Below are 25,889 nucleotides of genomic sequence, written 5' to 3'. Positions count from 1 at the left end.
CTCGGGGGCTGGGCTCAGCCGCCGATGGCGGACATGGACCGCGTCGGCTGCAGGAAGCTGGGGTCGTTGATGCCGTGCCCCGCGGCCTTCGTCCACATGGCGCGCCGCCACTGCTCGGCGACCTCGGCGTCGTCGGCGTCACCGCGCAGGGCGGCCCGCAGGTCCGACTCGGAGCGGGCGAACAGGCAGTTGCGCACCTGGCCGTCGGCGGTGATCCGCACGCGGTCGCAGTCTCCGCAGAACGGGCGCGTGACCGACGCGATGACCCCGACGACGCCCCGGACGGTGCCGGTGTCGACGAGGAACCGCTCGGCCGGCGCGCTGCCCCGGGCCTCCTCCGAGGGGACCACGGTGAACGCGGCCTGCAGGGACGCCAGGATCTCCTCGGCCGTGACCATCTCGGTGCGGGACCAGTCGTGCTGGGCGTCGAGCGGCATCTGCTCGATGAACCGCAGCTCGTAGCCGTTCTCCAGCGCCCACCGGGTCAGCTCGGGGGCCTGGCCGTCGTTGATGCCGCGCAGCAGCACCGCGTTGATCTTGACCGGCGTCAGGCCCGCTGCGGCCGCGGCCTCGACGCCCGCCAGCGCGTCGTGCAGGCGGTCGCGACGCGTGACCCTCGCGAACGAGTCGGGGCGGATGCTGTCGAGGCTGACGTTGACGCGGTCGATCCCGGCGTCGGCCAGGGCCTGCGCGGTGCGCGCCAGGCCGAGCGCGTTGGTGGTCAGCGACAGGTCGACGTCGGGCGCGTCGCGGCGCACCCGGGTGACGATGTCGACGAGCCCGCGCCGCACCAACGGCTCGCCCCCGGTGAAGCGCACCTCGCGGATGCCCAGGTGGTGCACCCCGATGCCGACCAGCCGGACGACCTCGTCGTCGGTCAGCGTCTGCTCGACCGGCATCCAGTCGAGGCCCTCGGGCGGCATGCAGTAGCTGCAGCGCAGGTTGCAGCGGTCGGTGAGGGAGACGCGCAGGTCGGTCGCGGTGCGGCCGTGGCGGTCGACCAGACCCCCCGCGGCGCCGCGGGGCAGCAGGGGGAGGTCGACGGACTGGCTCATGAGTCGAGTCTAGGTCGCGGACGGTCGCCGGATAGCCTCTGGAGGTGGGTTCCTTCCGCTTCCTGCTGTCCCGGCGCTGGATCCTGTTCGGGATCGCCGTCGTGCTGCTCACCTACCTGGCGTGGGTGCTGGGCCAGTGGCAGTTCCACCGGCTCGACGACCGCCGCGACCGCAACTCGATCGTGGAGCGCAACGAGGGTCGGGAGCCGGTCGAGGTGACCGACGTGCTGGGCGTCGGCGAGCCGGTGGACGCCGGCGAGGAGTGGACCGCGGTGACGGCGACCGGCACCTACGCCGTCGAGGACTCCGTGGTGGTCCGCTACCGCACCCGTGACAGCGCCCCGGGCGTCGACGTCGTCGTCCCGCTCGTCCTCGCCGACGGCACCTCCCTGCTCGTCGACCGCGGCTGGATGGCCACGGAGAACAGCGGGGGCCTGCGCGGCACCGACACGGACGCGCTGCCCGCTCCCCCGCCCGGCGAGGTGACCGTGACCGGCTGGGTGCGGCGCGACGCCACCGACGGCGGCAGCACCGCGGTCACGCAGCAGTCGACGCGCTCGATCTCCTCGGCCCGCATCGGCGAGGCGCTGGACCGCGAGGTGCTCACGGGCTTCGTCGACCTGGCCGAGGAGTCCCCCGAGGCCGCCGAGCCCCTCGACCCGCCGCCGCTGCCGGAGCTCGACGAGGGCCCGCACCTCTTCTACGGGCTGCAGTGGTGGTTCTTCGGCCTGCTCGCCGTGTTCGGCTTCTGCTACCTCGCGTACGACGAGTGGCGCGGCGGACCCGCCCGCCGTGACCGGCTGCGCGCCGAGCGCCGGGCCCGCGCCGAGGAGGAGGAGCGCAAGCAGGCCGAGGTGCAGGCCCGCATCCGCGCCGAGCGGGAGCGCTCCCGCACCTGACGCCCGTCAGCCGGCGGGCGTGACGTCGTCGCGCAGCTGGGTGCCGTGGAGCGTGGCGTAGAGCCCGCCCTGCGCCAGCAGCTCCGCGTGGGTGCCGCTCTGCACGATGCGGCCGTCGTCGACCACGAGGATGCGGTGGGCGTTGCGCACCGTCGAGAGCCGGTGGGCGATGACGAGCGAGGTCCGCCCCTCGAGCGCCGCGTCGAGGGCCCGCTGCACGGCCTGCTCGGACTCGCCGTCCAGGTGGGCGGTGGCCTCGTCGAGCACGACCAGCGGCGGCGCCTTGAGCAGCAGCCGGGCGATCGCGAGCCGCTGGCGCTCGCCCCCGGAGAGCCGGTAGCCCCGGTCCCCCACGACGGTGTCGAGGCCGTGGGTCAGCGAGCGCACCAGCGGGGCGATGCGGGCGGCCTCGAGGGCGTCCCAGATCTGCTCCTCGCTCGCGTCGGGCCGCGCGTAGCGCAGGTTCGCCCGGATCGTGTCGTGGAACATGTGGGCGTCCTGCGTGACGTAGCCGACCACGTCCTCCAACGACTCCAGCGTCACCGAGCGCACGTCGTGGCCGGCGACGCGCACGGTGCCGGACGTGGCGTCGTACAGGCGGGCCACCAGGTGGGTGATCGTGGTCTTGCCGGCGCCGGAGGGGCCGACGAGGGCGACCGTCTGACCGGGCTCGGCGACGAACGTGATGTCGTGCAGCACGGGCTCGGCGGCGGCGCCGCGGTCGGGGCTGGCGACCGCCTCGAGCGAGGCCAGCGTCGTCGTCGACGGGTCCGGGTAGGCGAAGCCGACGTGGTCGAACTCCAGCCGCACCCCGCGGCTCCCGTCCGCCACCCGCAGCGGCACCGCGTCGGCCCGCTCCGTCACCGTCGACGGCAGGTCGAGCACCTCGAAGACCCGCTCGAAGCTGACCAGCGCCGTCATCACGTCGATGCGCACGTTCGACAGGCCCTGCATCGGCCCGAGGAGGCGCAGCAGCAGGGTCGCCAGGGCGAGCAGCGTGCCGAGCGTCAGGTCGCCCCGCACCACGAGCCAGCCGCCGACGCCGTACACGAGCGCGGTCGCCATGGCCGGGACGAGCATCATGACCGAGGCGAAGAGGCGGGTCAGCAGGGCGATGCGGACGCCGAGGTCGCGGACCCGGGTCGCCTTGGCCGCGTAGAGCGCGTCCTCCTCGCCCCGGCGCCCGAACAGCTTCAGCAGCATCGCGCCGCCGACGTTGAAGCGCTCCGTCATGACGTTGCCGAGGTCGGCGTTGCCGTCCATCTGCTCGCGGGTGAGCCCGGCCAGGCGGGCGCCCACCCAGCGCGACACCCCGAACAGCACGGGGAACATCACGAGGCACAGCAGCGTCACCTGCCAGCTCAGGGCCACCATCGTCACGCCGACGACCACGACGGCCACCGAGTTGGCGACGACGTTCGACAGCACCGTGGTGAACGCGCGCTGCGCGCCGATGACGTCGTTGTTGAGCCGCGAGACCAGGGCACCGGTCTGGGTGCGCGTGAAGAAGGCGAGGCCCTGGCGCTGCACGTGGGCGAAGACCTGGGTGCGCAGGTCGAGGATGAGGCCCTCCCCGATGCGCGACGACAGCCAGCCGCCGAGCACGCCGAGGGCGGCGTCGACGAGCGCCACCACGGCCATGAGACCGGCGACGACGGCGACGACCTGCACGTCGCCCGCGACCACGCCGTCGTCCACCAGCCGCTGCACCAGCAGCGGGGTGACGACGACGAGCATCGCGTCGAGCACGGTGACGCCGGCGAACGCCGTGAGCACCCGCCGGTGGGGACGCGCGGCGCCGACCACCCGTCGTACGACGGCGCGGTCCACCCGCGTGCCGACCGCCGAGCGGTCGGTGCGCAGGTGACGCCACGCGGCACCCATCCCGGTCATCCCCGACATGCTCGTGACAACCCCCCACCACCCCGCCGTGTTCCCGCTCACGCGGGGTCCCCCGCACCCTACGATGCGACCCGTGACCAGCGCCGACGCCCGCAGCCCCTACGGCTCGCGGCTGCTCGGCGCCCCCGACCAGAGCCCGCAGGTGCTGCGCGTGCGGGTGCAGGCCCTGCTCACCTTCATCCTGCTGACCGCCAACCTCATCGGTGCCGGGGTCGTCATCGCTCTCCTGCTGCTCGTGCGCCCCGACGAGCCGCTGGGCCGCGACTTCCGGCTGGCGCACTTCATCGCGACGCCGGTGTACGTCGGGCTCGCGGTCGTCGTGGGCCTGGTCTGGATCACGCGGCGGCTCCTGCGCTCCCTGGCGTGGGCGCGGGAGGGCCGCTCCCCCACCGACCGGGAGCGGCACGAGACGCTGCGCGCCCCGCGCACGGTGATGGTGCGCCAGGGCACGCTGTGGTTCGTCGCCGTGCTGCTCTTCACGCTGCTCTCGCTGCTCACCCAGCCGAGCATCGCGCTCACCGAGTCGATCGCCGTGGCGATCGCCGGCATCGTGGTCTGCGCGATCTCCTACCTGTGGACCGAGTTCGTCCTGCGGCCCATCACGGCCCGGGCGCTCGCCGAGGGGCTGCCGCCGGTCGGGCGCGGCTCCGGCGTACGACGACGCCTCATCATCTTCTGGGTGCTCGGCACCGGCATCCCGGTCACGGCCCTCGTCTTCGCCGCGCTGCTCTCGCTGGCCGGCGACGACCAGGTCGACCGCGTCCGCCTGGCGATCCTCATCCTCGTGCTGGGTGGTGTCGTGCTGCTGTTCGGGCTCAACATCACGACGCTGACCTCACGGGCCGTCGTCGGGCCGATCGCGTCGGTGCAGCGCGCCCTGCGGCGCGTCGAGGCCGGCGACCTCGACGTGTCCGTCCCCGTCTACGACGCCACGGAGCTGGGCCACCTGCAGGCCGGGTTCAACCGGATGGCGGCGGGGCTGCGGGAGCGGGAGCGCATCCGCGACCTGTTCGGGCGCCACGTCGGCACCGACGTCGCCGACGCCGCCCTGCGTCAGCAGGTCGAGCTCGGCGGCGAGACCCGCGTCGTGTCCATCCTCTTCGTCGACCTCATGGGCTCCACCACGCTCGCCACGGAGCGCGAGCCCACCGCCGTCGTGGACCTGCTCAACCGGTTCTGCGCGGTCGTCATCGACGAGGTCGACCGCTCGGGCGGGCTCGTCAACAAGTTCATGGGCGACGCCGTCCTCGCGGTGTTCGGCGCCCCCGTGGCCCGTGAGGACCACGCCACGGCCGCCCTGCGCACCGCCCGCACCGTGGCGCGGCGGCTCGCCGTCGAGGTGCCGGAGCTGCGGGCCGGCGTCGGGGTCGCTACGGGGGAGGCCGTGGCCGGGAACGTGGGCGCCGAGCGCCGGTTCGAGTACACGGTGATCGGCGACGCGGTGAACTCCGCGGCCCGGCTGACCGACCTGGCGAAGGGCCGCCCCGGCCTCGTGCTCGCCGCGGCGGAGAGCGTCGACGCCGCGGTCGCCGACGAGGCGGCGCGCTGGCGCCCCGACGGCACCGAGGTGCTGCGGGGGCGCGCGACGCCGACGCGGCTCGCCGTACCGGTCGCCGACGAGCCCGCCGATGAGCCTGCCGCGCCCGCCGAGGAGCCCGCGGCGCGGGCTCAGGCCAGCGAGACCAGCTCGGCGTAGGACGCGTTCCAGAGGTCCTCGACGCCGTCGGGGAGGATGAGGACGCGGTCGGGCTCGAGCGCGAGCACCGCGCCCTCGTCGTGGGTGACGAGCACGATCGCGCCCTCGTAGCGGCGGATCGCGTCGAGCACCTCCTCGCGCGACGCGGGGTCGAGGTTGTTCGTCGGCTCGTCGAGCAGCAGCACGTTGGCGCTGGAGACCACGAGCGAGGCCAGGGCCAGGCGGGTCTTCTCGCCGCCGGAGAGCACCCCGGCCGGCTTGTGGGCGTCCTCGCCGGAGAAGAGGAACGAGCCCAGCACCGAGCGGGCCTCGGTGTCGGTGAGCTGCGGGGCCGCGCTCTGCATGTTCTCCAGCACGGTGCGCGAGGTGTCGAGGGTCTCGTGCTCCTGCGCGTAGTAGCCGACCTTGAGCCCGTGACCGGGGACCACGGAGCCCGAGTCGGGCGTGTCCACCCCGGCCAGGATGCGCAGCATCGTCGTCTTGCCGGCGCCGTTGAGGCCGAGGATGACGACCCGCGAGCCCTTGTCGATGGCCAGGTCGACGTCGGTGAAGACCTCGAGCGAGCCGTAGGTCCGCGAGAGGCCCTCCGCCGTGAGCGGCGTCTTGCCGCACGGTGCGGGCGACGGGAAGGTGATCTTGGCGACCCGGTCGGCGGCACGCTCGCCCTCGAGGCCGGCCATCATCTTCTCGGCGCGCTTGAGCATCGACTGCGCGGCCTGCGCCTTCGACGCCTTGGCCCGCATCTTGTTGGCCTGGTCGGTGAGCGTCTTCGCCTTGTTCTCGGCGTTCATCCGCTCGCGCTTGCGGCGCTTCTCGTCGGTCTCGCGCTGGGTCAGGTAGTGCTTCCAGCCCATGTTGTAGACGTCGATGACGCAGCGGTTCGCGTCGAGGTGGAACACCTTGTTGACGGTCTCGGCCAGCAGGTCGTTGTCGTGGCTGATGACGATGAAGCCGCCGCGGTGGGCCTTGAGGAAGTCGCGCAGCCACACGATGGAGTCGGCGTCGAGGTGGTTCGTCGGCTCGTCGAGGATGAGCACGTCGGCGCCGGAGAAGAGGATGCGCGCGAGCTCGACGCGGCGCCGCTGGCCGCCGGAGAGCGTCTTGAGCTGCTGGCCGAGGATGCGGTCGGGGATGCCGAGGCTGGCCGCGATCGTCGCCGCCTCGGCCTCGGCGGCGTACCCGCCCCCGGCGTGGAGCTCGGCGTCGGCGCGGGACCAGCGCCGCATGGCGCGGTCGGCGACGTCGGGGTCGGCCGACGCCATCTGCTCCTCCGCCTCGCGCAGGCGGCGCACGACGTCGTCGAGCCCGCGCGCGGAGAGGATCCGGTCGCGGGCGAGCACCTCGGGGTCCCCGACGCGCGGGTCCTGCGGCAGGTAGCCGACGTCGCCCGACGACGTGACGGAGCCCGAGGCGGGCTGGGCGTCGCCGGCCAGGATCTTCGTGAGGGTGGTCTTGCCGGCGCCGTTGCGGCCGACGAGGCCGATCTTGTCCCCGGCCGCCACCCGGAACGAGACGTTCTCCATCAGGAGGCGGGCACCCGCACGGACTTCGACGTTCTGTGCGGTGATCATCGGTCCGGGATCCTACGCGGGCCCACCCGGGTCGCGCGCATCGACGGGAGTGGCGCACGCCGCTCCCCGGGGCATCCCGACGCGCCTGACGCGCGGACGCCGACGCTAGAGCAGGGCCTCCAGGTGGGGGTACTGCCGCTGCAGCACCCGCAGGTACGGCGCGACGCTGGGGTGGCGGAACTTCCCGGCGAGCGCACCCTCGCCCTCCGCGGCGCGGGCCAGCACCCACTCGGCCCGGTTCAGGACGGTGTAGACCGCCGTCACCCGGGCCCCCAGGAGCGCCTCCTCGCGGGTGGCGAGGTCCTGGGGCAGCGCGGCGGCGTAGACGTCGACGAGCACCTCGAGGTCCTCCCGGGCCGACAGCGCGAGGTACCCGAGGTCCGCCCCGACGGCGCCGGTGCCGAGGGTGCTCCAGTCGAGGGCGAGCACGTCGTCGCCGGAGCGCGCGCGGAAGTTCGCGGGCACGGGGTCCCCGTGCTGCAGCACCTGCGGGAGCGCGTCGAGCGCCGCGAGGTGGCGGTGGCGTCGTGCCCAGAGCCGGTCCGCGACGTCCGCGATGTTGGTGCGGGCCAGCGTGCGCCACCCGCCGCGCCACTCCACCCGGCGCACCCGGTCCGCGAGCTGGCGGCGGGCCAGCCAGTCGACCTGCGGCACGGCGTTGCCGGCGAAGACGGCGAGGCGCGCGGCGAGGTAGGGGCCCGGCAGGGGGTCCGCCTCGACGTACTCCTGGCGCAGGGTGATGCCGGTGGGGTCCTCGCTCACGTCGAGGGTGCGCACCGACCGCAGCCCCGCCGTGGAGTCCACGACGCCCGCCTGGGCGACGGCGGCCGCGCGCCGCCACCACCCGGCGTGCCGGGGGTCGGCCAGCTCGTCGGGGTCGTCGGGGCCGGGCGGCACGAACCGCTTGACGACGCTGACCGGGTCGGTGGTGCGGTCCAGCCACACCCCACCGGTCGAGGTGCCGCTCCCGCCGGGGAGGGGCACCCAGCCGTCGTCGGGCCGCCACATGGCCCGCAGTCTGGCAGAGCGGAGCCTCCTGGCGCGGTACGCCGCGGCTACGTGCCCGGCGCGTTGACCACGTCGATGCGCACCGACGACGCGGTCACGACCGCGGCGTCGAGCTCGCCGCGACGGGGCTCGGGCACCGGCAGCCAGGGCTCCACGACCGTGTGCCGCGCCAGGCGACGGTCCTCCAGCACGGCGGCGACGGCGGTGCGGTCGCCGCCCACCACGAGCGGCAGTGCCGGCTCGCCGAGCACGACGACGGCGTGGTCGGTAGCCGCGTCGTACGCCGACCGGGCCTGGTTGTCGCGGCGACGGGCGAAGCGCTGCTGGCTCTGGCCGCCCGCCTTGCTGCGGCCCTGCACGTGGCGGCGACCGACCTTGCTGGCCACCACGCGCGGACCGGCGAGACGGGCCACCGCGAAGCCGCCCTTGCGCACGAGCAGCACGCCCCAGGTCTTCGGCGGGGCCGCGGCCGCCCGGAAGGCGTCGACGTCGGCGGCGCCGGCGTGGGTGCGTCCGAACGGCAGGACGGCGGTGAAGGTCGAGCCGTCACCGCCGGCGCCCGTCAGGCGGCCGGCGACGACGTCGGTCGTCACTCCCCCGTGGCGCTCGCCGAAGTTCGTCACCCAGCGCTCGAGGCGCTCGGGGGGTACGACGACGTCGACCACGGGGGCGGACCGCTCAGACGTTGAAGCCGAGGGCGCGCAGCTGGTCGCGGCCGTCGTCGGTGATCTTGTCCGGGCCCCACGGCGGCATCCAGACCCAGTTGATCGCGACGTCGTTGACCATGCCCTCGAGCGCGCTGACGGTCTGGTCGGTGATGACGTCGGTGAGCGGGCAGGCCGCCGACGTCAGCGTCATGTCGAGGACCGCGTTGGCGTCCTCGTCGACGTGCACGCCGTACACCAGGCCCAGGTCGACGACGTTGATCCCGAGCTCGGGGTCGACGACGTCCTTCATCGCCTCGGTGACGTCCTCGACCGACACGCTCGCGGAGCGGCTGCTGGAGACGCCGCCGCTCGCCTCGGGCACGTGCGGCAGGTCGCCGTGGTCGTGACCGTGGCCGTGGCCGTGGTGGGCGTGGTCGTGACCCGCGTGGTCGTGGTGGTCGTGACCGGCGTGGTCGTGGTGCTCCTGCGTGCCGGCGGCGAGCCCGTGGTCGCCGTGCAGCGCCTCGTGCTGCTCGTCGGCCTCGCCGGGCTCCTGCCCCTGGCCGTGACGGTGCGCGGCGCCCTGCTCGGCCGCGAGCCCGGCGGCCCGCGCGGGGGCGTCCGCGGTCGGGGCGACCTCGCCGGGGCGGGCCGTCGGCGGGGCGTCGGTGACCTCGCCGGTCACCGGCCCGTCGGTGGTGACGAGGCCCTGCTCGTCGTGCGCCTGCTGGGGGGACTCGGTGCTCATGCCTTCTCCTCGATGACTCGGGCCGTGGCGTCCTTCCAGGCCATCCACGACAGCAGGGCGCACTTCACGCGCGCGGGGAACTTGGCGACGCCGGCGAACGCGATGCCGTCCTCCAGGACGTCCTCGTCGGGCTCCACGGTGCCCTTGCCCTGCATGAGGGTCAGGAACGACTCGTGGATCTCCATCGCCTCGTCGACGGGGCGGCCGATGACCAGGTCGGTCAGCACCGACGCGGAGGCCTGCGAGATCGAGCAGCCGACCGCGTCGTACGACACGTCCGCCACCGTCTCCGCGCCGGGCTCCCCGGTCAGGTGCACCCGCAGGGTGACCTCGTCGCCGCAGGTCGGGTTCACGTGGTGGACCTCGGCCTCGTGCGGCTCGCGCAGCCCCTTGTTGTGGGGGTTCTTGTAGTGGTCGAGGATGATCTCCTGGTAGAGGGCATCCAGATCCTGGGCGGTCAACTCTTCACCCCAGCTTGAAGTAAGAACGGGTGTACTCGAGCGCCTCGACGAGGGCGTCGATCTCGGACGGCGTGGTGTAGAGGTACGACGACATGCGCGTCGTGCTCTGCACCCCGTAGCGGGCGTGCGCGGGCTTGGCGCAGTGGTGCCCGGCGCGCACCGCGACGCCGCGGCTGTCGAGCACCTGGGCGACGTCGTGCGGGTGGACCCCGTCGAGCTCGAAGGAGATCGCCCCGCCGCGCTCGGCCACGTCGAGCGGGCCGAGCACCTTCAGCCCGGGCACCGTGGCGAGGCCGTCGAGCGCGTACGCCGTGATGGTCCGCTCGTGGGCGTGCACGGCCTCCATGCCGAGCCCGGCGAGGTAGTCGACCGCCGCGCCCAGGCCGACGGCCTCGGCGATGGGCGGCGTACCGGCCTCGAACTTGTGCGGGATGCCGGCGTACGTCGAGCGCTCCATGCGGACGGTCTCGATCATCTCGCCGCCGCCGAGGAACGGGGGCAGCTGGTCGAGCACCTCGCGCCGGCCCCACAAGACGCCGATGCCGGTGGGCCCGACGACCTTGTGGCCGGTGAAGACCATCAGGTCGGGCCGCTCCGCCTCGTCCATCGCGGCGAGGTCGATCGGGATCTGGGGCGCCGCCTGGGAGGCGTCGACGACCACGAGGGCGCCGACCTCGTGGGCCCGCCGGGCGATCGCGGCGACCGGGTTGACCGTGCCGAGCATGTTCGACACCCAGGTGAGGGTGACGACCTTGGTGCGCTCGTCGATCAGCTCGTCGATGTTCGACAGGTCGAGCCGGTAGTCGTCGGTGAGGCCGAACCACGCCAGCGTCGCGCCCGTGCGCTGGGTGAGCAGCTGCCACGGCACGATGTTGGAGTGGTGCTCCATCTCGGTGGTCACCACGCGGTCGCCCTCGCCCACGGCGAGGTCACCGGTTGCCCACGCCAGCGTGTGGGCGACGAGGTTGAGCGCCTCCGAGGCGTTCTTGGTGAAGATCACCTCGTCCCGGGACGGGGCGCCGATGAAGGACGCCACGCGGTCGCGACCGTCCTCGAACGCCGCCGACGCCTCCGCACCGAGCTGGTGCATGGCGCGGGCGACGTTGGCGTTGTGGCGCTCGAGGTGGTCGACCATCGCGTCGATCACGCACTGCGGCTTCTGCGAGGTGTTCGCGCTGTCGAGGTAGACCAGCGGGACGCCACCGGCGAGCGTGCGCTCGAGGATCGGGAAGTCCTTGCGGACGACCTCGAGCTGCGGAAGCAGGCCTTCCATGGTGGCTCCTTTCAGACGGGTCGCGGTGCGATGGGTGGTGCTGGGCAAGACGGAGGAGCGAAGGCGGCCTGGGAGCGGAGCGGCCGTCGAGCGACGACAACGCCGCCCAGCGCTGCTCAGACCGCGGCGTTCACGTACTTGTCGTAGCCCTCGGCCTCCAGCTGGTCGGCCAGCTCGGGGCCGCCCTGCTCGGCGATGCGGCCGTTGACGAACACGTGCACGAAGTCGGGCTTGATGTAGCGCAGGATCCGCGTGTAGTGCGTGATCAGCAGGACGCCCTTGTCGCCGCCGGCCGAGAACCGGTTGACGCCCTCGGAGACGACCTTGAGGGCGTCGATGTCGAGGCCGGAGTCGGTCTCGTCGAGCACGGCGACCTTGGGCTGCAGCAGGTTGAGCTGGGCGATCTCGTGGCGCTTCTTCTCGCCGCCGGAGAAGCCCTCGTTGACCGAGCGCTGCGAGAACGAGGCGTCGAGGCCGTTCTCGCCCATGGCTGCGTTGACGTCCTTCACCCACGTGCGCAGCTTGGGGGCCTCGCCGTCGATGGCGGTCTTGGCGGTGCGCAGGAAGTTGGCGACGGAGACGCCGGGCACCTCGACGGGGTACTGCATGGCCAGGAAGAGGCCGGCGCGGGCGCGCTCGTCGACGCTCATCGCGAGGACGTCCTCGCCGTCGAGGGTGACGGTGCCGTCGGTGACGTCGTACTTGGGGTGGCCGGCGATGGAGTACGCCAGCGTCGACTTGCCGGACCCGTTGGGGCCCATGATGGCGTGGGTCTCGCCGTCCTTGATGGTCAGCGTGACGCCCTTGAGGATCTCCTTGGCGCCGTCCTCGGTGCTCACCGAGACGTGCAGGTCCTTGATCTCCAGCGTGCTCATGTCTTCTCTCGTCTCCAGCTCGGGTGTCTCGAAGTCAGGGGGTACGACGCGGGGCGTCGCGCCGGGCGTCAGCCCGGGGTGACGCCGTTCAGCGTCGTGGCCACGTCGACGTACAGGTCGTCGCCGCGGACCTCCACGGGGAAGGTCGCGACCGGCTCGGTCGCCGGGAGGCCGCTGGGGGCGCCGGTGCGCAGGTCGAACTCCGACCCGTGCAGCCAGCACTCGATGCGGCAGTCGGCGACGTCGCCCTCGGAGAGGGCGACCGCCGCGTGGCTGCACAGGTCCTCGACGGCGAAGAACTCGTCGCCCTCGCGGGCGATCGCCAGGTCCTGGTCACCGATGGTGACGGCCAGGGCCTCCCCCGCCGCCACGTCGCCCGTCGCGCAGGCTCGCTCGAAGCCCATCGCTCAGGCCGTCGGCTTCTCGGCGAGCACGTGGCGCTCGAGCTCGGACTCGACGACCGCCAGCAGGCGCTCCTCCAGCTCGGGCACGCCGACGCGGCGGATGAGGTCGTCGAAGAAGCCGTGCACGACGAGGCGGCGGGCCTCGGGCTCCGAGATGCCGCGCGAGCGCAGGTAGAACAGCTGCTCGTCGTCGAAGCGGCCGGTCGCGGACGCGTGGCCCGCGCCCTCGATCTCGCCGGTCTCGATCTCCAGGTTCGGCACCGAGTCGGCCTGGCAGCCGTCGGTGAGCACGAGGTTGCGGTTCTCCTCGTAGGTCTCGATGCCCTCGGCGACCTTGCGGATGAGCACGTTGCCGATCCAGACCGTGTGCGCTCCCTCGCCCTGCAGCGCGCCCTTGTAGACCACGTTGCTCTTGGTGCGCGGCGCGGTGTGGTCGGCGAAGAGGCGGTGCTCGATGTGCTGGCCCGCGTCCGCGAAGTAGAGCCCGAGCAGCTCGGCCTCGCCGCCGGGGCCGGCGTACTCGACGTTGGTCGTCGTGCGCACGAGGTCGCCGCCGATGGTGAACTCGCTGGCCCGCACGCGGGCGTCGCGCCCGACGCGGATGCCGACCTGGCCGGCGTGCACGCTCTCGTCGTCCCAGTCGTTGACCGTGACGAGGTCGAGCTGCGCGCCGTCGCCGACGAGCACGGAGGTCGCGTGGCTGTAGCGGGCCGCGCCCGCGTGCTCGACGAGCACCGTGGCCCTCGCGTGGCGCCCGACGCGGATGACGAGGTGGCCCCAGACGACCGCGTCGAGGCCCGTGCCGCGCAGGTCGAGACGCACCGGCTCGGTCAGCTCGGCGTCGGCGGGCACGTCGAGGAGCAGGACGTCGCCACCGTGCGCGACCGCGAGCGCCGCGAGGCGGTCCGACGGCAGGAACTCGCCGAGCTCGCGCGCCTCGTCCGCCCCGATCGGCGTGAGCGTCACGCCGGCGGGCAGCTGCGTCGTCCACTCGAGGTGCGCGTCCGAGGGCGCGTCGTCGAGCAGGCCCCGGAGCCGCTTCAGCGGCGTGAACCGCCAGATCTCCTCGCGGCCCGTCGGGACCGGGTGGAGCGCCAGGTCGTACGACGGCTCGGGGTGCAGGTGGCTGGAGACCTTGCCGGTCTCCACCGCCCGCGCGGCGGCGGGCGTCTCGTCGATCACAGTCACAGTCGTCTCTTCGTCGTCTCTTGTCGTCGGGGTGCGGTGGAGCGGGGGGCCGCCGGCGTCAGCCGACGGCGCCCTCCATCTGCAGCTCGATGAGGCGGTTGAGCTCCAGGGCGTACTCCATCGGGAGCTCCTTGGCGATCGGCTCGACGAAGCCGCGCACGATCATCGCCATCGCCTCGTCCTCCGCCAGGCCGCGGCTCATCAGGTAGAACAGCTGGTCCTCGGAGACCTTCGAGACGCTCGCCTCGTGGCCCATGGACACGTCGTCCTCGCGGATGTCGACGTACGGGTACGTGTCGGAGCGGCTGATCTGGTCGACCAGCAGCGCGTCGCACAGCACGTTGGACTTCGAGCCGTAGGCGCCCTCGTTGACCTGGATCAGGCCTCGGTACGACGTGCGCCCGCCGCCCCGCGCGACCGACTTCGACAGGATCGAGCTGGACGTGTGGGGCGCGGCGTGCACCATCTTCGCGCCGGCGTCCTGGTGCTGGCCCTCGCCCGCGAACGCGATCGACAACGTCTCGCCCTTGGCGTGCTCGCCCATGAGGTAGACGGCCGGGTACTTCATCGTCACCTTGGAGCCGATGTTGCCGTCGACCCACTCCATCGTCGCGCCGGCGTCGCAGGTCGCGCGCTTGGTGACGAGGTTGTAGACGTTGTTCGACCAGTTCTGGATCGTCGTGTAGCGGACGCGGGCGCCCTTCTTCACGACGATCTCGACGACGGCCGAGTGCAGCGAGTCCGAGCTGTAGATCGGCGCGGTGCAGCCCTCGACGTAGTGCACGTACGAGTCCTCGTCGGCGATGATCAGCGTCCGCTCGAACTGGCCCATGTTCTCCGTGTTGATGCGGAAGTAGGCCTGGAGCGGGATGTCGACGTGGACGCCCTTGGGCACGTAGATGAACGAGCCGCCGGACCACACCGCGGTGTTGAGCGCCGAGAACTTGTTGTCACCGACGGGGATGACGGTGCCGAAGTACTCCTTGAAGAGCTCCTCGTGCTCCTTCAGCGCCGTGTCGGTGTCGACGAAGATGACGCCCTTCTCCTCGAGGTCCTCGCGGATCGAGTGGTAGACGACCTCGGACTCGTACTGCGCCGCGACACCGGCGACGAGGCGCTGCTTCTCCGCCTCGGGGATGCCGAGCTTGTCGTAGGTGTTCTTGATGTCCTCCGGCAGCTCCTCCCAGCTGGTGGCCTGCTTCTCGGAGGAGCGCACGAAGTACTTGATGTTGTCGAAGTCGATGGTCTCGAGCTCCGCGCCCCACTGGGGCATGGGCTTGCGACCGAAGAGCTTCAGGCCCTTCATCCGCAGGTCGAGCATCCACTGGGGCTCGTTCTTCTTGCCCGAGATGTCGGCCACGACGGCCTCGTTGAGGCCGCGCTGCGCGGCGGCGCCGGCGGCGTCGCTGTCGGACCAGCCGAACTCGTAGCGGCCGATGCCGGCCAGGCCGGGGTTGAGCTCGTCGATGCTCGGTGAGGTCGTCATGCTGACGCTCCGTTCTGCTCGGGGTTCTGCGCGGGGTCCTGCTCGGGGTGGGGCACGGGGTGGGGCACGGGGTGCTGCGGGGGGTGGATCGATCGGGGGACGTCCGGGATGCACGTGGTGCAGACGCCGTCGCCGTGGGCGATGGTCGCCAGGCGCTGCACGTGGCGCCCGAGGACCGCGCTGATGGCCTCGGTCTCGGCCTCGCACAGCTGGGGGAACTCCTGGGCGACGTGCGAGACGGGGCAGTGCTGCTGGCACAGCTGCGGGCCCACGGGGGACTCGCGCACGCCCGCGGCGTACCCCTCCTCGGTCAGCACGCGCGCGAGCACCTCGGCCGGGGTGAGGTCGGGGTGCTGGTCGCGCACGCGGGTGAAGTCACGCTCGATGAACGCCACGCGGCGCCGCGAGAATTCCAGCACGGCCTCGTCGCCGCCGGTCTCGGAGAGGAACCGCAGGGCCTGCACGGCGAGGTCGTCGTAGGTGTGGTCGAACTGCTCGCGGCCGGCCTCGGTGAGCGCGAACACGCGGGCGGGACGGCCCCGGCCGCGGGTGCCGCGGACCCGCTGCTCGCGGGCCTCGAGCACGCCCTCCTCGACGAGCTGGTCGAGGTGGCGGCGGACCGCGGCGGCCGTCAGGTCGAGGGCCGCGGCGAGGTCGGCGGCCGTCGAGGGGCCTGCCTGGAGGATGGTCCGCACGACGCGCGCCCGCGTGGGGGCGTCGGCGACGGCACCCCGGGCGGCACCCGGTCGCACCTGTCCTCCGTCGAATTGCACAACACGAGTGTGACGTTATTGCCGGGGCCTCTTCAAGCAAGGGTGGCCTAACCCTCCCCGGCGCGGCCCGGCTCCTACACTTGCCCGGTGTCCGCGCCCGCTCCCGCCGTCGAGATCGACGGCCTGGTGATGCGGTACGGCGACACCCTCGCCGTCGACGGCCTCTCCCTCGACGTGGCGGCCGGGTCCATCACGGCGGTGCTCGGCCCGAACGGGGCCGGCAAGACCACGACGCTGGAGACGTGCGAGGGCTTCCGGCGCCCGCACGCCGGCACCGTGCGGGTCCTCGGGCTCGACCCGGTCCGCGACCGCGCCGCACTCCTCCCTCGCATCGGCGTCATGCTCCAGGCCGGCGGCGCGTGGTCGGGCGTGCGGGCCGTCGAGATGCTGCGCCACGTGGCCGCGCTCCACGCGCACCCGCTGCCCGTCGACCTGCTCGTGGAGCGGCTCGGGCTCGGCGAGTGCGGGCGCACGCCGTACCGGCGCCTGTCGGGCGGCCAGCAGCAGCGGCTGGGGCTCGCGATGGCGCTCGTCGGGCGCCCCGAGCTGCTCTTCGTCGACGAGCCCACCGCCGGCATGGACCCGGCGATCCGGCGCACGACCTGGGAGCTCCTCGAGGAGCTGCGCGCCGACGGCGTCACGACGGTGCTGACGACGCACTACCTCGACGAGGCCGAGCGGCTGGCCGACCACGTGCACGTCATCGACCACGGGCAGCTCATCGCCAGCGGCACGCCGTACGAGCTCACGAAGGCCGGCGGCGCCGCCACCATCCGGCTCGTCGTCACCGAGCCGTTCCCGCCCGACGCCCCGGCGTCGCTCGGCGCGGCCCTCGGGCCGGCCACGGAGGTCCTCGCCATCAACGCCCAGAGCCTGCTCATCACGGGTCCCGCCGACGCGTCCACGCTGGCCACGGTGTCGGCCTGGTGCGAGCAGCACGGTGTCCTGCCCGAGTCGCTGACGCTCGGCCAGCGCACGCTCGAGGACGTCTTCCTCCAGCTCACCGGGCGCGAGCTCGGCACCCCCGCGGTGGGCGCGTCGTGAGCGCGGGCACCTTCACCCCCGCGCCCGGCGCCGCCCCGTTCCCCCGGCAGGTCCTCGCGCAGGCGTCGATAGAGACGCGGCTGATGCTGCGCAACGGCGAGCAGCTGCTCGTCGCCCTCGTCATCCCCGTCCTCGCGCTCGTCGGCGGCGTCGTGGCCGCGGAGCGCGGCGGGATCGAGCTCGACGGCCGCGCGGTCGACGTGCTCACCCCCGGGGTGCTGGCCCTCGCCGTGATGTCGACGGCGTTCACGTCCCTGGCGATCGCCACCGGGTTCGAGCGCCGCTACGGGCTCATCAAGCGTCTCGGCGCCTCCCCGCTCTCCCGCACCGGCCTGCTGCTCGGCAAGCTCGGTGCCCTGCTCGTCGTGCAGGCCGTGCAGGCGGTCGTGCTGGTCGCGCTCGCCCTGGCCCTGGGCTGGAGCCCGGACGGTGGTGTCGTCGGCGGTCTCCTGGCCGTGCCCGTGGCGCTGGTCGGCTCCGCGGCCTTCGCCGCGCTCGGCCTGCTCCTCGCCGGCACGCTCCGGGCCGAGGCGACGCTGGCCGTGGCCAACCTGGTCTACCTGCTGCTCCTCGTCGGCGGCGCCGTCGTGCTCCCCCGCTCGTCGTACGGCGGGGTGGGCGAGGCCCTCGTCGTGCTGCCGTCGGCCGCGCTCGGCGACGCCCTGCGTGCGGCCCTGTCCGAGGGCCGGCTCGCCCTCGTGCCCGTCCTCGTCCTCGCGGTGTGGGCCCTCGTGGGCGCCGCGGCCGTGTCCCGAACCTTCCGCTGGGAGTGAGATGAACCCCTCCGTCACCGACGACGTCGTCGTGGCTGCCGCGCCGCGCAACCGGAGCCTCGCCGAGCGCCTGGTCGTGCCGCTCGCGGTCGCGAACCTGGTCGCCAACATCGGCATCGTGCTGACCGGGGGCGTCGTGCGGCTGACGGGCTCGGGCCTGGGCTGCCCCACGTGGCCGCGCTGCACCGACGACTCCTACGTGCCGCACGGCAGCCTCGGCATCCACGGCGCCATCGAGTTCGGCAACCGCCTGCTGACCTTCGCGCTGGCGATCGTCGCGCTGGCGACCTTCGTCGCCGCGTGGCGCGCGGGCCGGGCGCGCGCGGCGCGGCTGGCGTTCCTCGTCGGCCTCGGGGTGCCGGCGCAGGCCGTGATCGGCGGCATCACGGTGCTGACCGACCTGAACCCCTGGATCGTCGCGCTCCACCTCCTGCTGTCGCTGGCGATGGTCGGGGTGTGCGTGCTGCTCCTCGACGTGCTGCGCCACCCGCTCACGGGCGGGAGCGCGACCGCGGTGCGGCACTCCCCCGTCGTACGACGGGTGGCCCTCGCCGTCTTCGCCGCCGGCTGGGTGGCGCTCTACCTCGGCACGATCGTGACCGGCAGCGGACCGCACGCCGGCGACGCCGACTCCCCGCGGACCGGTCTCGACCCGGAGCTGTTCTCCCGCATCCACGCCGCGTCGGTGTACGCGCTCGTCGGGCTCACGCTCGCCGCGCTCGTCCTGGCCCGCCGCAGCGGCGACGCGCTGCTCGTGAAGGCTGTCGCCGTGCTCGTCGCGGTCGAGCTGGGGCAGGGCGCGGTCGGCTACCTGCAGTACTTCAACGGGCTGCCCATCGTGCTCGTGGCGATCCACCTCGTCGGCGCCGCGGTGACCTCCGCCGCCGTCACGTGGGTGCTCGTGCGGGCGCTGCGCCGCGCCGTACCCGCCTGAGCGGCGGCAGCAACAGCCGCGCGGGACGTCATGCGGAGCGAGCGCCCTGGACCACGATCGGGATGACGTCCCGGGAGCCGCGCGGGACGTCATGCGGAGCGAGCGCCCTGGACCACGATCGGGATGACGTCCCGGGCGGCAGCAATGGCCGCCGCCACACCCCGGCAGGACGCCACACGCGTACGCCGCCCGGGCCGCCGCGCCGCGGGCCCCGGGCTCAGCCGATCAGCGGGTCGATCGCGATGGCGACGAAGAGCAGCGACAGGTAGAGGTTCGAGGAGTGGAACAGCCGCATGGGGCGGATGACCGAGAGGTCCTCCGTGCCGACGGCGCGACGCCACATGCGGTGCGCCTCGACGAGGAAGACCGCGCCCAGGACGGTGGCGGCGGCGGGGTAGAACCACCCGGTGCCCGCGACCGGCCACAGCAGCAGCGAGACGGCGACGGTGGCCCACGAGTAGAGGACGACCTGGCGGCCGACCGAACCCGCGGGCGCCACCACCGGCAGCATCGGCACGGCGACGTTCGCGTAGTCCTCGCGGTAGCGCAGCGCGAGCGCCCACGTGTGCGGCGGCGTCCAGAAGAAGACGATGAGGAAGCAGACCACCGGCGGCCACGCGAGCTCGCCGGTCACCGCCGTCCAGCCGATGAGCGCCGGGAAGCAGCCCGCGGCGCCGCCCCAGACGACGTTCTGCGTGGTGCGGCGCTTCAGCACCATCGTGTAGACGAGCACGTAGAACGCGTTCGCCGACACCGACAGCAGCGCCGAGAGCGGGTTGACGAAAGCGAGGAACACCGCCGTCGAGACCACCCCGAGCGTCAGGCCGAACACGAGCGCGGCCCGCGGCGTCACGATGTGCCGCGGCAGCGCGCGACGGCGCGTGCGGCGCATCTGCTCGTCGATGTCGCGGTCGTAGACGCAGTTGAGGGCCGAGGCCGAGCCCGCCGACAGGGTGCCCGCGACGACGGTCGCGAGCACGACGCCCAGCTCGGGCACGCCGCGGGCGGCGAAGAACATCACGGGGACGGTGGTGAGCAGCAGCAGCTCGATGACGCGCGGCTTGGTGAGCCCGACGTACGCCGCGACCACGTCGCGCAGCGACGGGCGACCGGCGGGCGGCTCCTCGCGGACCCCAAGGTCGTCGGCCGTCTCCTCCTCGCCCGTCGTGGGCGGGACCGCCGGGAGCTGCGCCTCGACCTGACGGTCGGTCGGTCCGTCCGCTCGCGCTGCGGAGGAGGCCGACTGTCCGGCGAAGTTCACAGGTGTCCTCGGGTGGTGCGGCGCCCTCGGGAGCTCGGGGCTCCTCACGGGCGGACGGTCGAGTGCGGGGTCGAGTCTAGACCCCCTCAGCAGTAGGCTCGGCATCGGCGGCGGTGCCGGGCGACGACCCGGGTACCGAGGTCGTGCCGCACCATCACCGAGCACATCCGAGAGGACCTTCGTGACCGAGAACCAGCTGGAATGGACCGATCTCGACCGCAAGGCGGTGGACACCGCGCGAGTGCTGGCGATGGACGCGGTCCAGAAGGTGGGCAACGGCCACCCGGGCACGGCGATGAGCCTGGCGCCGGTGGCCTACCTGCTGTTCCAGAAGGTGATGCGCCACGACCCGTCCGACCCGAGCTGGATCGCCCGTGACCGGTTCGTCCTGTCGTGCGGCCACTCCAGCATCACGCTCTACACGCAGCTGTTCCTGGGCGGCTTCGGCCTCGAGATCGAGGACCTGAAGTCGCTGCGCACCTGGGGCTCGAAGACCCCCGGCCACCCGGAGTACGGGCACACCGCCGGCGTCGAGGTCACGACCGGCCCCCTGGGCCAGGGCGTCGCGAACGCGGTCGGCATGGCGATGGCGGGCCGCCGCCAGCACGGCATCCTCGACCCCGAGGCTCCGGAGGGCGAGAGCCTGTTCGACCACCAGGTCTACGCGATCTGCTCCGACGGCGACCTCCAGGAGGGCGTCAGCGCGGAGGCCAGCTCCATCGCCGGCACGCAGCAGCTCGGCAACCTCACCGTCGTCTACGACCGCAACCGCATCTCCATCGAGGGCGACACCGACGTGGCGTTCACCGAGGACGTGGCGAAGCGCTACGAGGCCTACGGCTGGCACGTCCAGACCGTCGACTGGACCAACGGCGGCGAGGGCTACGAGGAGGACGTCCCCGCCCTGCACGCCGCCGTCATGGCCGCGCGCGAGGTGAAGGACCAGCCGTCGCTCATCGTCCTCGACACCGTCATCGCCTGGCCGGCCCCCAACGCCCAGGGCACGGAGGCCGCCCACGGCTCCGCGCTGGGCGCCGAGGAGGTCGCCGCGACCAAGGAGGTGCTGGGCTGGGACCCCGCCCAGACCTTCGAGGTGCCCGCCGACGTGCTCGAGCACACCCGCTCGCTCGCCGAGCGCGGCGCCGCGTGGGGCAAGGAGTGGGACGGGAAGTACGCCGCCTGGGCCGCCGCCAACCCCGAGCGCGAGGCCCTGCTGCACCGCCTCAAGGCGCACGACCTGCCCGAGGGCCTCGTCGACGCCCTGCCGGTCTTCCCGGCCGACCCCAAGGGCGTCGCCACCCGCGCCGCCTCGGGCAAGGTCATCAACGCGCTCGCCCCGGTCATGCCCGAGCTGTGGGGCGGCTCCGCCGACCTCGCCGGCTCGAACAACACGACCATCAAGGAGGCCCCGTCCTTCATCCCGGCCTCGCGCTCCACGCGCGACTGGACGGGCGACCCCCACGCCGGCCGCGTGCTCCACTTCGGCATCCGCGAGCACGGCATGGGCGCGATCATGAACGGCATCGCGGCCGACGGCCTCACCCGCGTCTTCGGCGGCACGTTCCTGACGTTCTCCGACTACATGCGCGGTGCGGTCCGTGTGGCGGCGCTGAGCGGGCTGCCCGTCACCTACGTGTGGACGCACGACTCCATCGGCCTCGGCGAGGACGGCCCGACCCACCAGCCGGTCGAGCACCTCGCCGCGCTGCGGGCCATCCCGGGCCTCGACGTCGTCCGCCCGGCGGACGCCAACGAGACCGCCGCCGCCTGGGCCGCGATCCTCGGCCACGACGACCGCCCGGCCGCCCTGGCGCTGTCGCGCCAGAACCTGCCGGTCTTCCCGCGCGGGGAGGACGGGTTCGCCACGACGGACGGCGTCGCGCGCGGCGCCTACGTGCTGAAGGACGTCGAGGGCGGCCTGCCCGACGTCGTGCTCATCGGCACCGGCTCCGAGGTCCAGCTCGCGGTCGCGGCCGCGGAGCTGCTCGCCGAGGAGGGCGTGCGCGCCCGCGTCGTCTCCGCGCCCTGCCTCGAGTGGTTCGAGCAGCAGGACACGGCGTACCGCGAGAGCGTCGTCCCGCCCACCGTCAAGGCGCGCGTCGCGGTCGAGGCCGGCATCGCGATGCCCTGGTGGCGTCTCGTCGGCGACCACGGCAAGGTCGTCTCCATCGAGACGTACGGCGCCAGCGCCGACGCCGCGCGCATGTTCGCCGAGTTCGGGTTCACCCCCGAGGCCGTCGTGCGCGCCGCGAAGGACAGCCTGCAGATCACCACCGGCTGATCCGCTCCCCTACCCCACTACCCCAGGAGGTAGCTATGTCCGACCGTCTGAAGGCACTCGCCGACGCGGGTGTGTCCATCTGGCTCGACGACCTCTCCCGCGAGCGCATCGAGACCGGCAACCTGGCCGCGCTCGTCGAGGAGAAGTCGGTCGTCGGGGTCACCACCAACCCGTCGATCTTCGCCGCCGCCCTCGCCGACGGCGAGCGGTACGACGCGCAGCTGCGCGAGCTGGTCGCCGACGGCACCGACGTCGACGGCGTCGTCTTCGCGCTGACCACGAAGGACGTGCGCGACGCGGCCGACGTGCTCGCGCCCGTGCACGCCGCGACCGGCGGCGTCGACGGCCGTGTCTCCATCGAGGTCACGCCCGACCTGGCCTTCGACACCGACGCCACCCTGGCCTCGGCGAAGGAGCTGTGGGCGACGATCGACCGCCCCAACCTCCTCATCAAGATCCCGGCGACGACGGAGGGCCTGCCGGCCATCCGGGACGCGATCGCCGAGGGGATCTCGGTCAACGTCACGCTGATCTTCGGCCTCGGCCGCTACGAGCAGGTGATGGAGGCCTACGTCGCGGGGCTGGAGAAGGCCCTCGAGGCCGGGCGCGACCTGTCGGACATCCACTCCGTGGCGTCGTTCTTCGTCTCGCGCGTCGACAGCGAGATCGACAAGCGCCTCGACGCCGCCGGCGCCGATGCCGAGCTGTTCGGCAAGGCGGCCGTGGCGAACGCCCGGCTGGCCTACCAGGCCTACGAGCGCGTCTTCTCCGGCGAGCGCTGGGAGCGCCTCGCGGCCGCCGGCGCCCACCCGCAGCGCCCGCTGTGGGCCTCCACGGGCGTCAAGAACCCCGACTACCGCGACACGATGTACGTCACCGACCTCGTGGCCCCCGGCACCGTCAACACGATGCCGGAGAAGACGATGGACGCCTTCGCCGACCACGGCGAGGTCGAGGGCGACCAGGTCACGACGAAGTACGACGACGCGCAGGCCGTCATGGACGCCGTCGCCGCCGCCGGGGTCGACTACGACGACGTCATCCGCGCCCTGGAGAAGGAGGGCGTCGACAAGTTCCTCGCCTCGTGGGACGAGCTGCTCGAGACCGTGAAGGGCCAGATCGCCGCCGCCACGGACGCGAACGCGCGATGACCGACTGGAGCAGGGCGACCGGGGAGGGCTACGCCCTCACGTTCGGCTACGCCGACGAGGAGGCGTTCGTCCAGACGGTGCAGGACCTCGCCGGGGACCACGTCGCCTCCCGCATCGCGGCGGGCGACGCCACCCTGTGGGGCTCCGACGCCGAGGAGGAGGCCGGAAAGCGCCTGGGCTGGGTCGACCTGACCGAGACGTCGCGCCCCCTCGTGGCGCAGGTCGAGGCCCTGCGGGACGAGCTCGCCGCGGCCGGCGTCACCCGCGTCGTGCTCTGCGGCATGGGCGGCTCGTCGCTGGCGCCCGAGGTCGTCTGCGGCGCCGCCGGGGTCGAGCTCGGGGTGCTGGACTCGTCCGACCCCGACTACGTGCGCGGCTTCCTGACCGACCGCCTGGAGCAGACCGTCGTGGTCGTCTCGTCGAAGTCGGGCGGCACCGTCGAGACCGACAGCCAGAAGCGTGCGTTCGAGCAGGCGTTCCGCGACGCCGGCATCGACCCGCGCCGCCGCATCGTCGTCGTCACCGACCCCGGGTCGCCGCTCTCGCAGTCGGCCGAGGCGGACGGCTACCGGGTGTTCCTCGCCGACCCGTCGGTCGGCGGTCGCTACTCGGCGCTGACGGCCTTCGGCCTCGTCCCGTCCGGCCTCGCCGGTGCGGACATCGGCTCGCTGCTCGACCAGGCCGCCGCGCTGCGCCCGGCCCTCGAGGAGGACTCCGTCGACAACCCGGGCCTGCGGCTCGGCGCCCTCATCGGCGCCGCGAACGCGCGCGGCGTGGACAAGCTGGTGCTGGCGGCCGCGGACGCGCCGTACCCCGGTCTCGGCGACTGGATCGAGCAGCTCGTCGCGGAGTCGACCGGCAAGCTCGGCAAGGGCGTGCTGCCCGTGGTCGTCGAGGGCACCGACGCGCCCAACCTCGACCCGAGCACGCGGGACGAGGTGCTGGTGTCCTACGGCACCGGGTTCCCGTTCGACACCTGCCCGCCGGCCTCCGGCTGGGGCGCCGCGGTCGACGCCACGCTCGGCGGCCAGCTGCTGCTGTGGGAGTACGCCACGGTCGTCGCCGGTCGGGTCATCGGCATCAACCCGTTCGACCAGCCCGACGTGGAGAGCGCCAAGGCCGCGGCCCGGGAGATGCTCGACGGGGGCGGCGCGCAGCCGGAGCCCGCCTTCACCGCAGGCGACGTGACGGTCTACGCCTCCCCCGGCTGGCTGCCCGCCGACGTCGCGACCCTCGACGGTGCCGTCGAGGCCCTGCTCGGCCAGCTCGACGCCGAGCGCGGCTACCTCGCCGTGCAGGCCTACCTCGACCGCACCCGCGACGCCGAGCTGGGCGCCGTACGGGCGGAGCTCGCCGTGCGCACCGGGCGACCCGTCACCTTCGGGTGGGGACCGCGGTTCCTGCACTCGACGGGGCAGTACCACAAGGGCGGCCCCGCCACCGGCGTCTACCTGCAGGTGACGACGGCCCCGGAGGCCGACCTCGAGGTGCCCGGACGGCCGTTCACGTTCGGCGAGTTCATCGAGGCCCAGGCCGTGGGCGACGGCCAGGTGCTGGCCGACAAGCACCGCCCCGTGCTGCGGCTGCACCTCGCGTCCCCCGCGGCCCTCGCCACCGTGCGCGCGGCGCTGGCGTCGTGACCACCGAGGTACGCCGCTCGCCCGACGCGGGTGCGCTGGCCGCCACGGTGGCCACGGCGCTCCTGGCCCGTCTGGCCGAGGTGCAGGCCGGGGGGCACGACCCGCAGGTCGTGCTCACCGGCGGCACCATCGCCGAGGCCATCCACCGCGAGGTCGCCCGCCTGGCGCCCGACGCGGGCGTCGACTTCGCCCGCGTCGTGTTCTGGTTCGGCGACGAGCGCTTCGTGGCGCCGGACTCCGAGGACCGCAACGCGCTGCAGGCGCGCGAGGCGTTCCTCGACGCCGTGGGGGCCGAGCGCGTGCACGAGGTGGCCTCCACCGCGACGGCCGGCTCGGTCGACGAGGCCGCCGCGGCGTACGACGCGTCCCTGCGCACGCTGGGCAACGGCCGCTTCGACGTCGTCATGCTGGGCGTGGGGCCGGACGGCCACGTCGCCTCGCTCTTCCCCGGCTTCCCCCAGGTCGGCGTCACCGACGCGCTGGCCGTGGGCGTGACGGGCTCGCCGAAGCCGCCGCCCGAGCGGGTCAGCCTGACCCTCCCGGCGCTGCGCAACGCGGACGCCGTGTGGTTCCTGATCAGCGGCGAGGGCAAGGCCGAGGCCGTCGCCCGAGCGCTGGGCGGCCCCGAACGGGGCGAGCCCGCCGACGTGCACGAGACCCCCGCCGCGGGCGTCCAGGGCGAGCAGGAGACCGTGTGGTGGATCGACGAGGCGGCCGCGTCGGCGCTCTGACGTCGCGTCGCCGCTAGCGGCGCGCCTGAGCACGCGGATTCGTCGCAAGGCGCACGCCGCTGCTCGTCGGCGTCGACCGGTTCCGGCG

General features: G+C 73.4%; 23 protein-coding genes. 9 read left to right on the top strand and 14 right to left on the bottom strand.

Going from position 1 to position 25,889, the window contains the following annotated elements:
- Positions 1-14 precede the first annotated feature (14 nt).
- A complete protein-coding gene (gene moaA / locus KK617_RS03800; RefSeq protein WP_277498195.1) occupies positions 15-1,055 on the bottom strand; it encodes a GTP 3',8-cyclase MoaA in 1,041 nt (346 codons plus the stop codon).
- 44 nt (positions 1,056-1,099) lie between these two features.
- Here moaA and KK617_RS03795 point away from each other — a divergent pair, with 44 nt between their 5' ends.
- A complete protein-coding gene (locus KK617_RS03795; RefSeq protein ID WP_277498193.1) occupies positions 1,100-1,954 on the top strand; it encodes an SURF1 family protein in 855 nt (284 codons plus the stop codon).
- A 6-nt stretch (positions 1,955-1,960) separates the two neighbouring features.
- Here KK617_RS03795 and KK617_RS03790 read toward each other — a convergent pair whose 3' ends face one another.
- Positions 1,961-3,847: an ABC transporter ATP-binding protein gene (locus KK617_RS03790; RefSeq protein WP_277498191.1), complete on the bottom strand. Its 1,887-nt coding sequence runs from the start codon at positions 3,845-3,847 to the stop codon at positions 1,961-1,963.
- Positions 3,848-3,929: 82 nt separating this feature from the next.
- Here KK617_RS03790 and KK617_RS03785 point away from each other — a divergent pair, with 82 nt between their 5' ends.
- Positions 3,930-5,552, top strand: a complete 1,623-nt coding sequence (locus tag KK617_RS03785) for an adenylate/guanylate cyclase domain-containing protein (RefSeq protein WP_277498190.1) — start codon at positions 3,930-3,932, stop codon at positions 5,550-5,552.
- On the opposite strand, the gene abc-f is transcribed toward KK617_RS03785, so the two are convergent.
- From abc-f to KK617_RS03730, 11 genes are all read right to left on the bottom strand, one after another.
- Positions 5,525-7,123, bottom strand: coding sequence for a ribosomal protection-like ABC-F family protein (abc-f, locus tag KK617_RS03780; RefSeq protein WP_277498189.1), 1,599 nt, complete (start codon positions 7,121-7,123; stop codon positions 5,525-5,527). The two genes, KK617_RS03785 and abc-f, sit on opposite strands and share 28 nt — an antisense overlap.
- A 105-nt stretch (positions 7,124-7,228) precedes the next feature.
- Positions 7,229-8,131: a phosphotransferase gene (locus tag KK617_RS03775; RefSeq protein ID WP_277498188.1), complete on the bottom strand. Its 903-nt coding sequence runs from the start codon at positions 8,129-8,131 to the stop codon at positions 7,229-7,231.
- A 47-nt stretch (positions 8,132-8,178) separates the two neighbouring features.
- Positions 8,179-8,796 carry an acVLRF1 family peptidyl-tRNA hydrolase gene (locus tag KK617_RS03770; protein ID WP_277498186.1) on the bottom strand — a complete coding sequence of 206 codons (618 nt, stop codon included), beginning with the start codon at positions 8,794-8,796 and terminating at the stop codon, positions 8,179-8,181.
- A gap of 13 nt (positions 8,797-8,809) precedes the next feature.
- On the bottom strand, positions 8,810-9,088 hold the full coding sequence (locus KK617_RS03765) for a metal-sulfur cluster assembly factor (RefSeq protein ID WP_301800923.1): 279 nt from the start codon (positions 9,086-9,088) through the stop codon (positions 8,810-8,812).
- Between the two features lie 434 nt (positions 9,089-9,522).
- On the bottom strand, positions 9,523-9,987 hold the full coding sequence (sufU, locus tag KK617_RS03760) for a Fe-S cluster assembly sulfur transfer protein SufU (protein WP_277498182.1): 465 nt from the start codon (positions 9,985-9,987) through the stop codon (positions 9,523-9,525).
- 4 nt (positions 9,988-9,991) lie between these two features.
- A complete protein-coding gene (locus tag KK617_RS03755; RefSeq protein WP_277498181.1) occupies positions 9,992-11,260 on the bottom strand; it encodes a cysteine desulfurase in 1,269 nt (422 codons plus the stop codon).
- Between the two features lie 116 nt (positions 11,261-11,376).
- Positions 11,377-12,135 (bottom strand): Fe-S cluster assembly ATPase SufC, encoded by a 759-nt coding sequence (gene sufC / locus KK617_RS03750; RefSeq protein ID WP_277498179.1) that lies wholly within the window; start codon positions 12,133-12,135, stop codon positions 11,377-11,379.
- 68 nt (positions 12,136-12,203) lie between these two features.
- Positions 12,204-12,539 (bottom strand): non-heme iron oxygenase ferredoxin subunit, encoded by a 336-nt coding sequence (locus tag KK617_RS03745; RefSeq protein ID WP_277498177.1) that lies wholly within the window; start codon positions 12,537-12,539, stop codon positions 12,204-12,206.
- Positions 12,540-12,542: 3 nt separating this feature from the next.
- A complete protein-coding gene (gene sufD, locus KK617_RS03740; protein ID WP_277498175.1) occupies positions 12,543-13,727 on the bottom strand; it encodes a Fe-S cluster assembly protein SufD in 1,185 nt (394 codons plus the stop codon).
- A 58-nt stretch (positions 13,728-13,785) separates the two neighbouring features.
- Positions 13,786-15,213 carry a Fe-S cluster assembly protein SufB gene (sufB, locus tag KK617_RS03735; RefSeq protein ID WP_277498174.1) on the bottom strand — a complete coding sequence of 476 codons (1,428 nt, stop codon included), beginning with the start codon at positions 15,211-15,213 and terminating at the stop codon, positions 13,786-13,788.
- Complete coding sequence (locus KK617_RS03730) at positions 15,210-15,986, bottom strand: helix-turn-helix domain-containing protein (protein WP_277498173.1); 777 nt, start codon at positions 15,984-15,986, stop codon at positions 15,210-15,212. The genes sufB and KK617_RS03730 overlap by 4 nt, the downstream gene beginning before the upstream one ends.
- An 87-nt stretch (positions 15,987-16,073) precedes the next feature.
- Between KK617_RS03730 and KK617_RS03725 the strand changes: the two genes are divergently transcribed.
- From KK617_RS03725 to KK617_RS03715, 3 genes are read left to right on the top strand one after another with little or no spacing between them, the layout of a single operon-like run.
- Positions 16,074-17,030 carry an ABC transporter ATP-binding protein gene (locus KK617_RS03725; RefSeq protein ID WP_277498171.1) on the top strand — a complete coding sequence of 319 codons (957 nt, stop codon included), beginning with the start codon at positions 16,074-16,076 and terminating at the stop codon, positions 17,028-17,030.
- The gene (locus KK617_RS03720) at positions 17,027-17,803 is read left to right on the top strand and encodes an ABC transporter permease (protein WP_277498170.1); all 777 of its coding nucleotides are present in this window, start codon (positions 17,027-17,029) and stop codon (positions 17,801-17,803) included. Before KK617_RS03725 ends, KK617_RS03720 begins: the two co-directional genes overlap by 4 nt.
- 1 nt (position 17,804) lies before the next feature.
- The gene (locus KK617_RS03715; protein ID WP_277498168.1) at positions 17,805-18,737 is read left to right on the top strand and encodes a COX15/CtaA family protein; all 933 of its coding nucleotides are present in this window, start codon (positions 17,805-17,807) and stop codon (positions 18,735-18,737) included.
- A 217-nt stretch (positions 18,738-18,954) separates the two neighbouring features.
- Here KK617_RS03715 and KK617_RS03710 read toward each other — a convergent pair whose 3' ends face one another.
- Positions 18,955-19,836, bottom strand: a complete 882-nt coding sequence (locus KK617_RS03710; RefSeq protein ID WP_277498247.1) for a heme o synthase — start codon at positions 19,834-19,836, stop codon at positions 18,955-18,957.
- Positions 19,837-20,179: 343 nt separating this feature from the next.
- Here KK617_RS03710 and tkt point away from each other — a divergent pair, with 343 nt between their 5' ends.
- Genes tkt through pgl form a run of 4 tightly spaced genes read left to right on the top strand, consistent with a single transcriptional unit; the run spans position 20,180 to position 25,801 of the window.
- Positions 20,180-22,279 carry a transketolase gene (gene tkt, locus KK617_RS03705; protein ID WP_277498167.1) on the top strand — a complete coding sequence of 700 codons (2,100 nt, stop codon included), beginning with the start codon at positions 20,180-20,182 and terminating at the stop codon, positions 22,277-22,279.
- A 35-nt stretch (positions 22,280-22,314) separates the two neighbouring features.
- Positions 22,315-23,430, top strand: coding sequence for a transaldolase (tal, locus tag KK617_RS03700; protein WP_277498165.1), 1,116 nt, complete (start codon positions 22,315-22,317; stop codon positions 23,428-23,430).
- On the top strand, positions 23,427-25,070 hold the full coding sequence (locus tag KK617_RS03695) for a glucose-6-phosphate isomerase (RefSeq protein ID WP_277498164.1): 1,644 nt from the start codon (positions 23,427-23,429) through the stop codon (positions 25,068-25,070). The genes tal and KK617_RS03695 overlap by 4 nt, the downstream gene beginning before the upstream one ends.
- Positions 25,067-25,801, top strand: a complete 735-nt coding sequence (pgl, locus tag KK617_RS03690) for a 6-phosphogluconolactonase (RefSeq protein ID WP_277498163.1) — start codon at positions 25,067-25,069, stop codon at positions 25,799-25,801. Before KK617_RS03695 ends, pgl begins: the two co-directional genes overlap by 4 nt.
- Positions 25,802-25,889: the final 88 nt, after the last annotated feature.

This window comes from Nocardioides sp. ChNu-99, from assembly GCF_029493445.1.
Classification (GTDB): Bacteria; Actinomycetota; Actinomycetes; order Propionibacteriales; family Nocardioidaceae; genus Nocardioides.
This window is presented reverse-complemented; position numbering and strand designations above follow the sequence as displayed.

Excerpts from the sequence above, each read along its gene's own strand:
- moaA (WP_277498195.1), bottom strand. The coding sequence starts at position 1,055 with ATGAGCCAGTCCGTCGACCTCCCCCTGCTGCCCCGCGGCGCCGCGGGG.
- KK617_RS03790 (WP_277498191.1), bottom strand. The coding sequence starts at position 3,847 with ATGACCGGGATGGGTGCCGCGTGGCGTCACCTGCGCACCGACCGCTCG.
- abc-f (WP_277498189.1), bottom strand. The coding sequence starts at position 7,123 with ATGATCACCGCACAGAACGTCGAAGTCCGTGCGGGTGCCCGCCTCCTG.
- KK617_RS03775 (WP_277498188.1), bottom strand. The coding sequence starts at position 8,131 with ATGTGGCGGCCCGACGACGGCTGGGTGCCCCTCCCCGGCGGGAGCGGC.
- KK617_RS03765 (WP_301800923.1), bottom strand. The coding sequence starts at position 9,088 with ATGAAGGACGTCGTCGACCCCGAGCTCGGGATCAACGTCGTCGACCTG.
- KK617_RS03755 (WP_277498181.1), bottom strand. The coding sequence starts at position 11,260 with ATGGAAGGCCTGCTTCCGCAGCTCGAGGTCGTCCGCAAGGACTTCCCG.
- sufC (WP_277498179.1), bottom strand. The coding sequence starts at position 12,135 with ATGAGCACGCTGGAGATCAAGGACCTGCACGTCTCGGTGAGCACCGAG.
- KK617_RS03745 (WP_277498177.1), bottom strand. The coding sequence starts at position 12,539 with ATGGGCTTCGAGCGAGCCTGCGCGACGGGCGACGTGGCGGCGGGGGAG.
- sufB (WP_277498174.1), bottom strand. The coding sequence starts at position 15,213 with ATGACGACCTCACCGAGCATCGACGAGCTCAACCCCGGCCTGGCCGGC.
- KK617_RS03715 (WP_277498168.1), top strand. The coding sequence starts at position 17,805 with ATGAACCCCTCCGTCACCGACGACGTCGTCGTGGCTGCCGCGCCGCGC.
- tal (WP_277498165.1), top strand. The coding sequence starts at position 22,315 with ATGTCCGACCGTCTGAAGGCACTCGCCGACGCGGGTGTGTCCATCTGG.
- KK617_RS03695 (WP_277498164.1), top strand. The coding sequence starts at position 23,427 with ATGACCGACTGGAGCAGGGCGACCGGGGAGGGCTACGCCCTCACGTTC.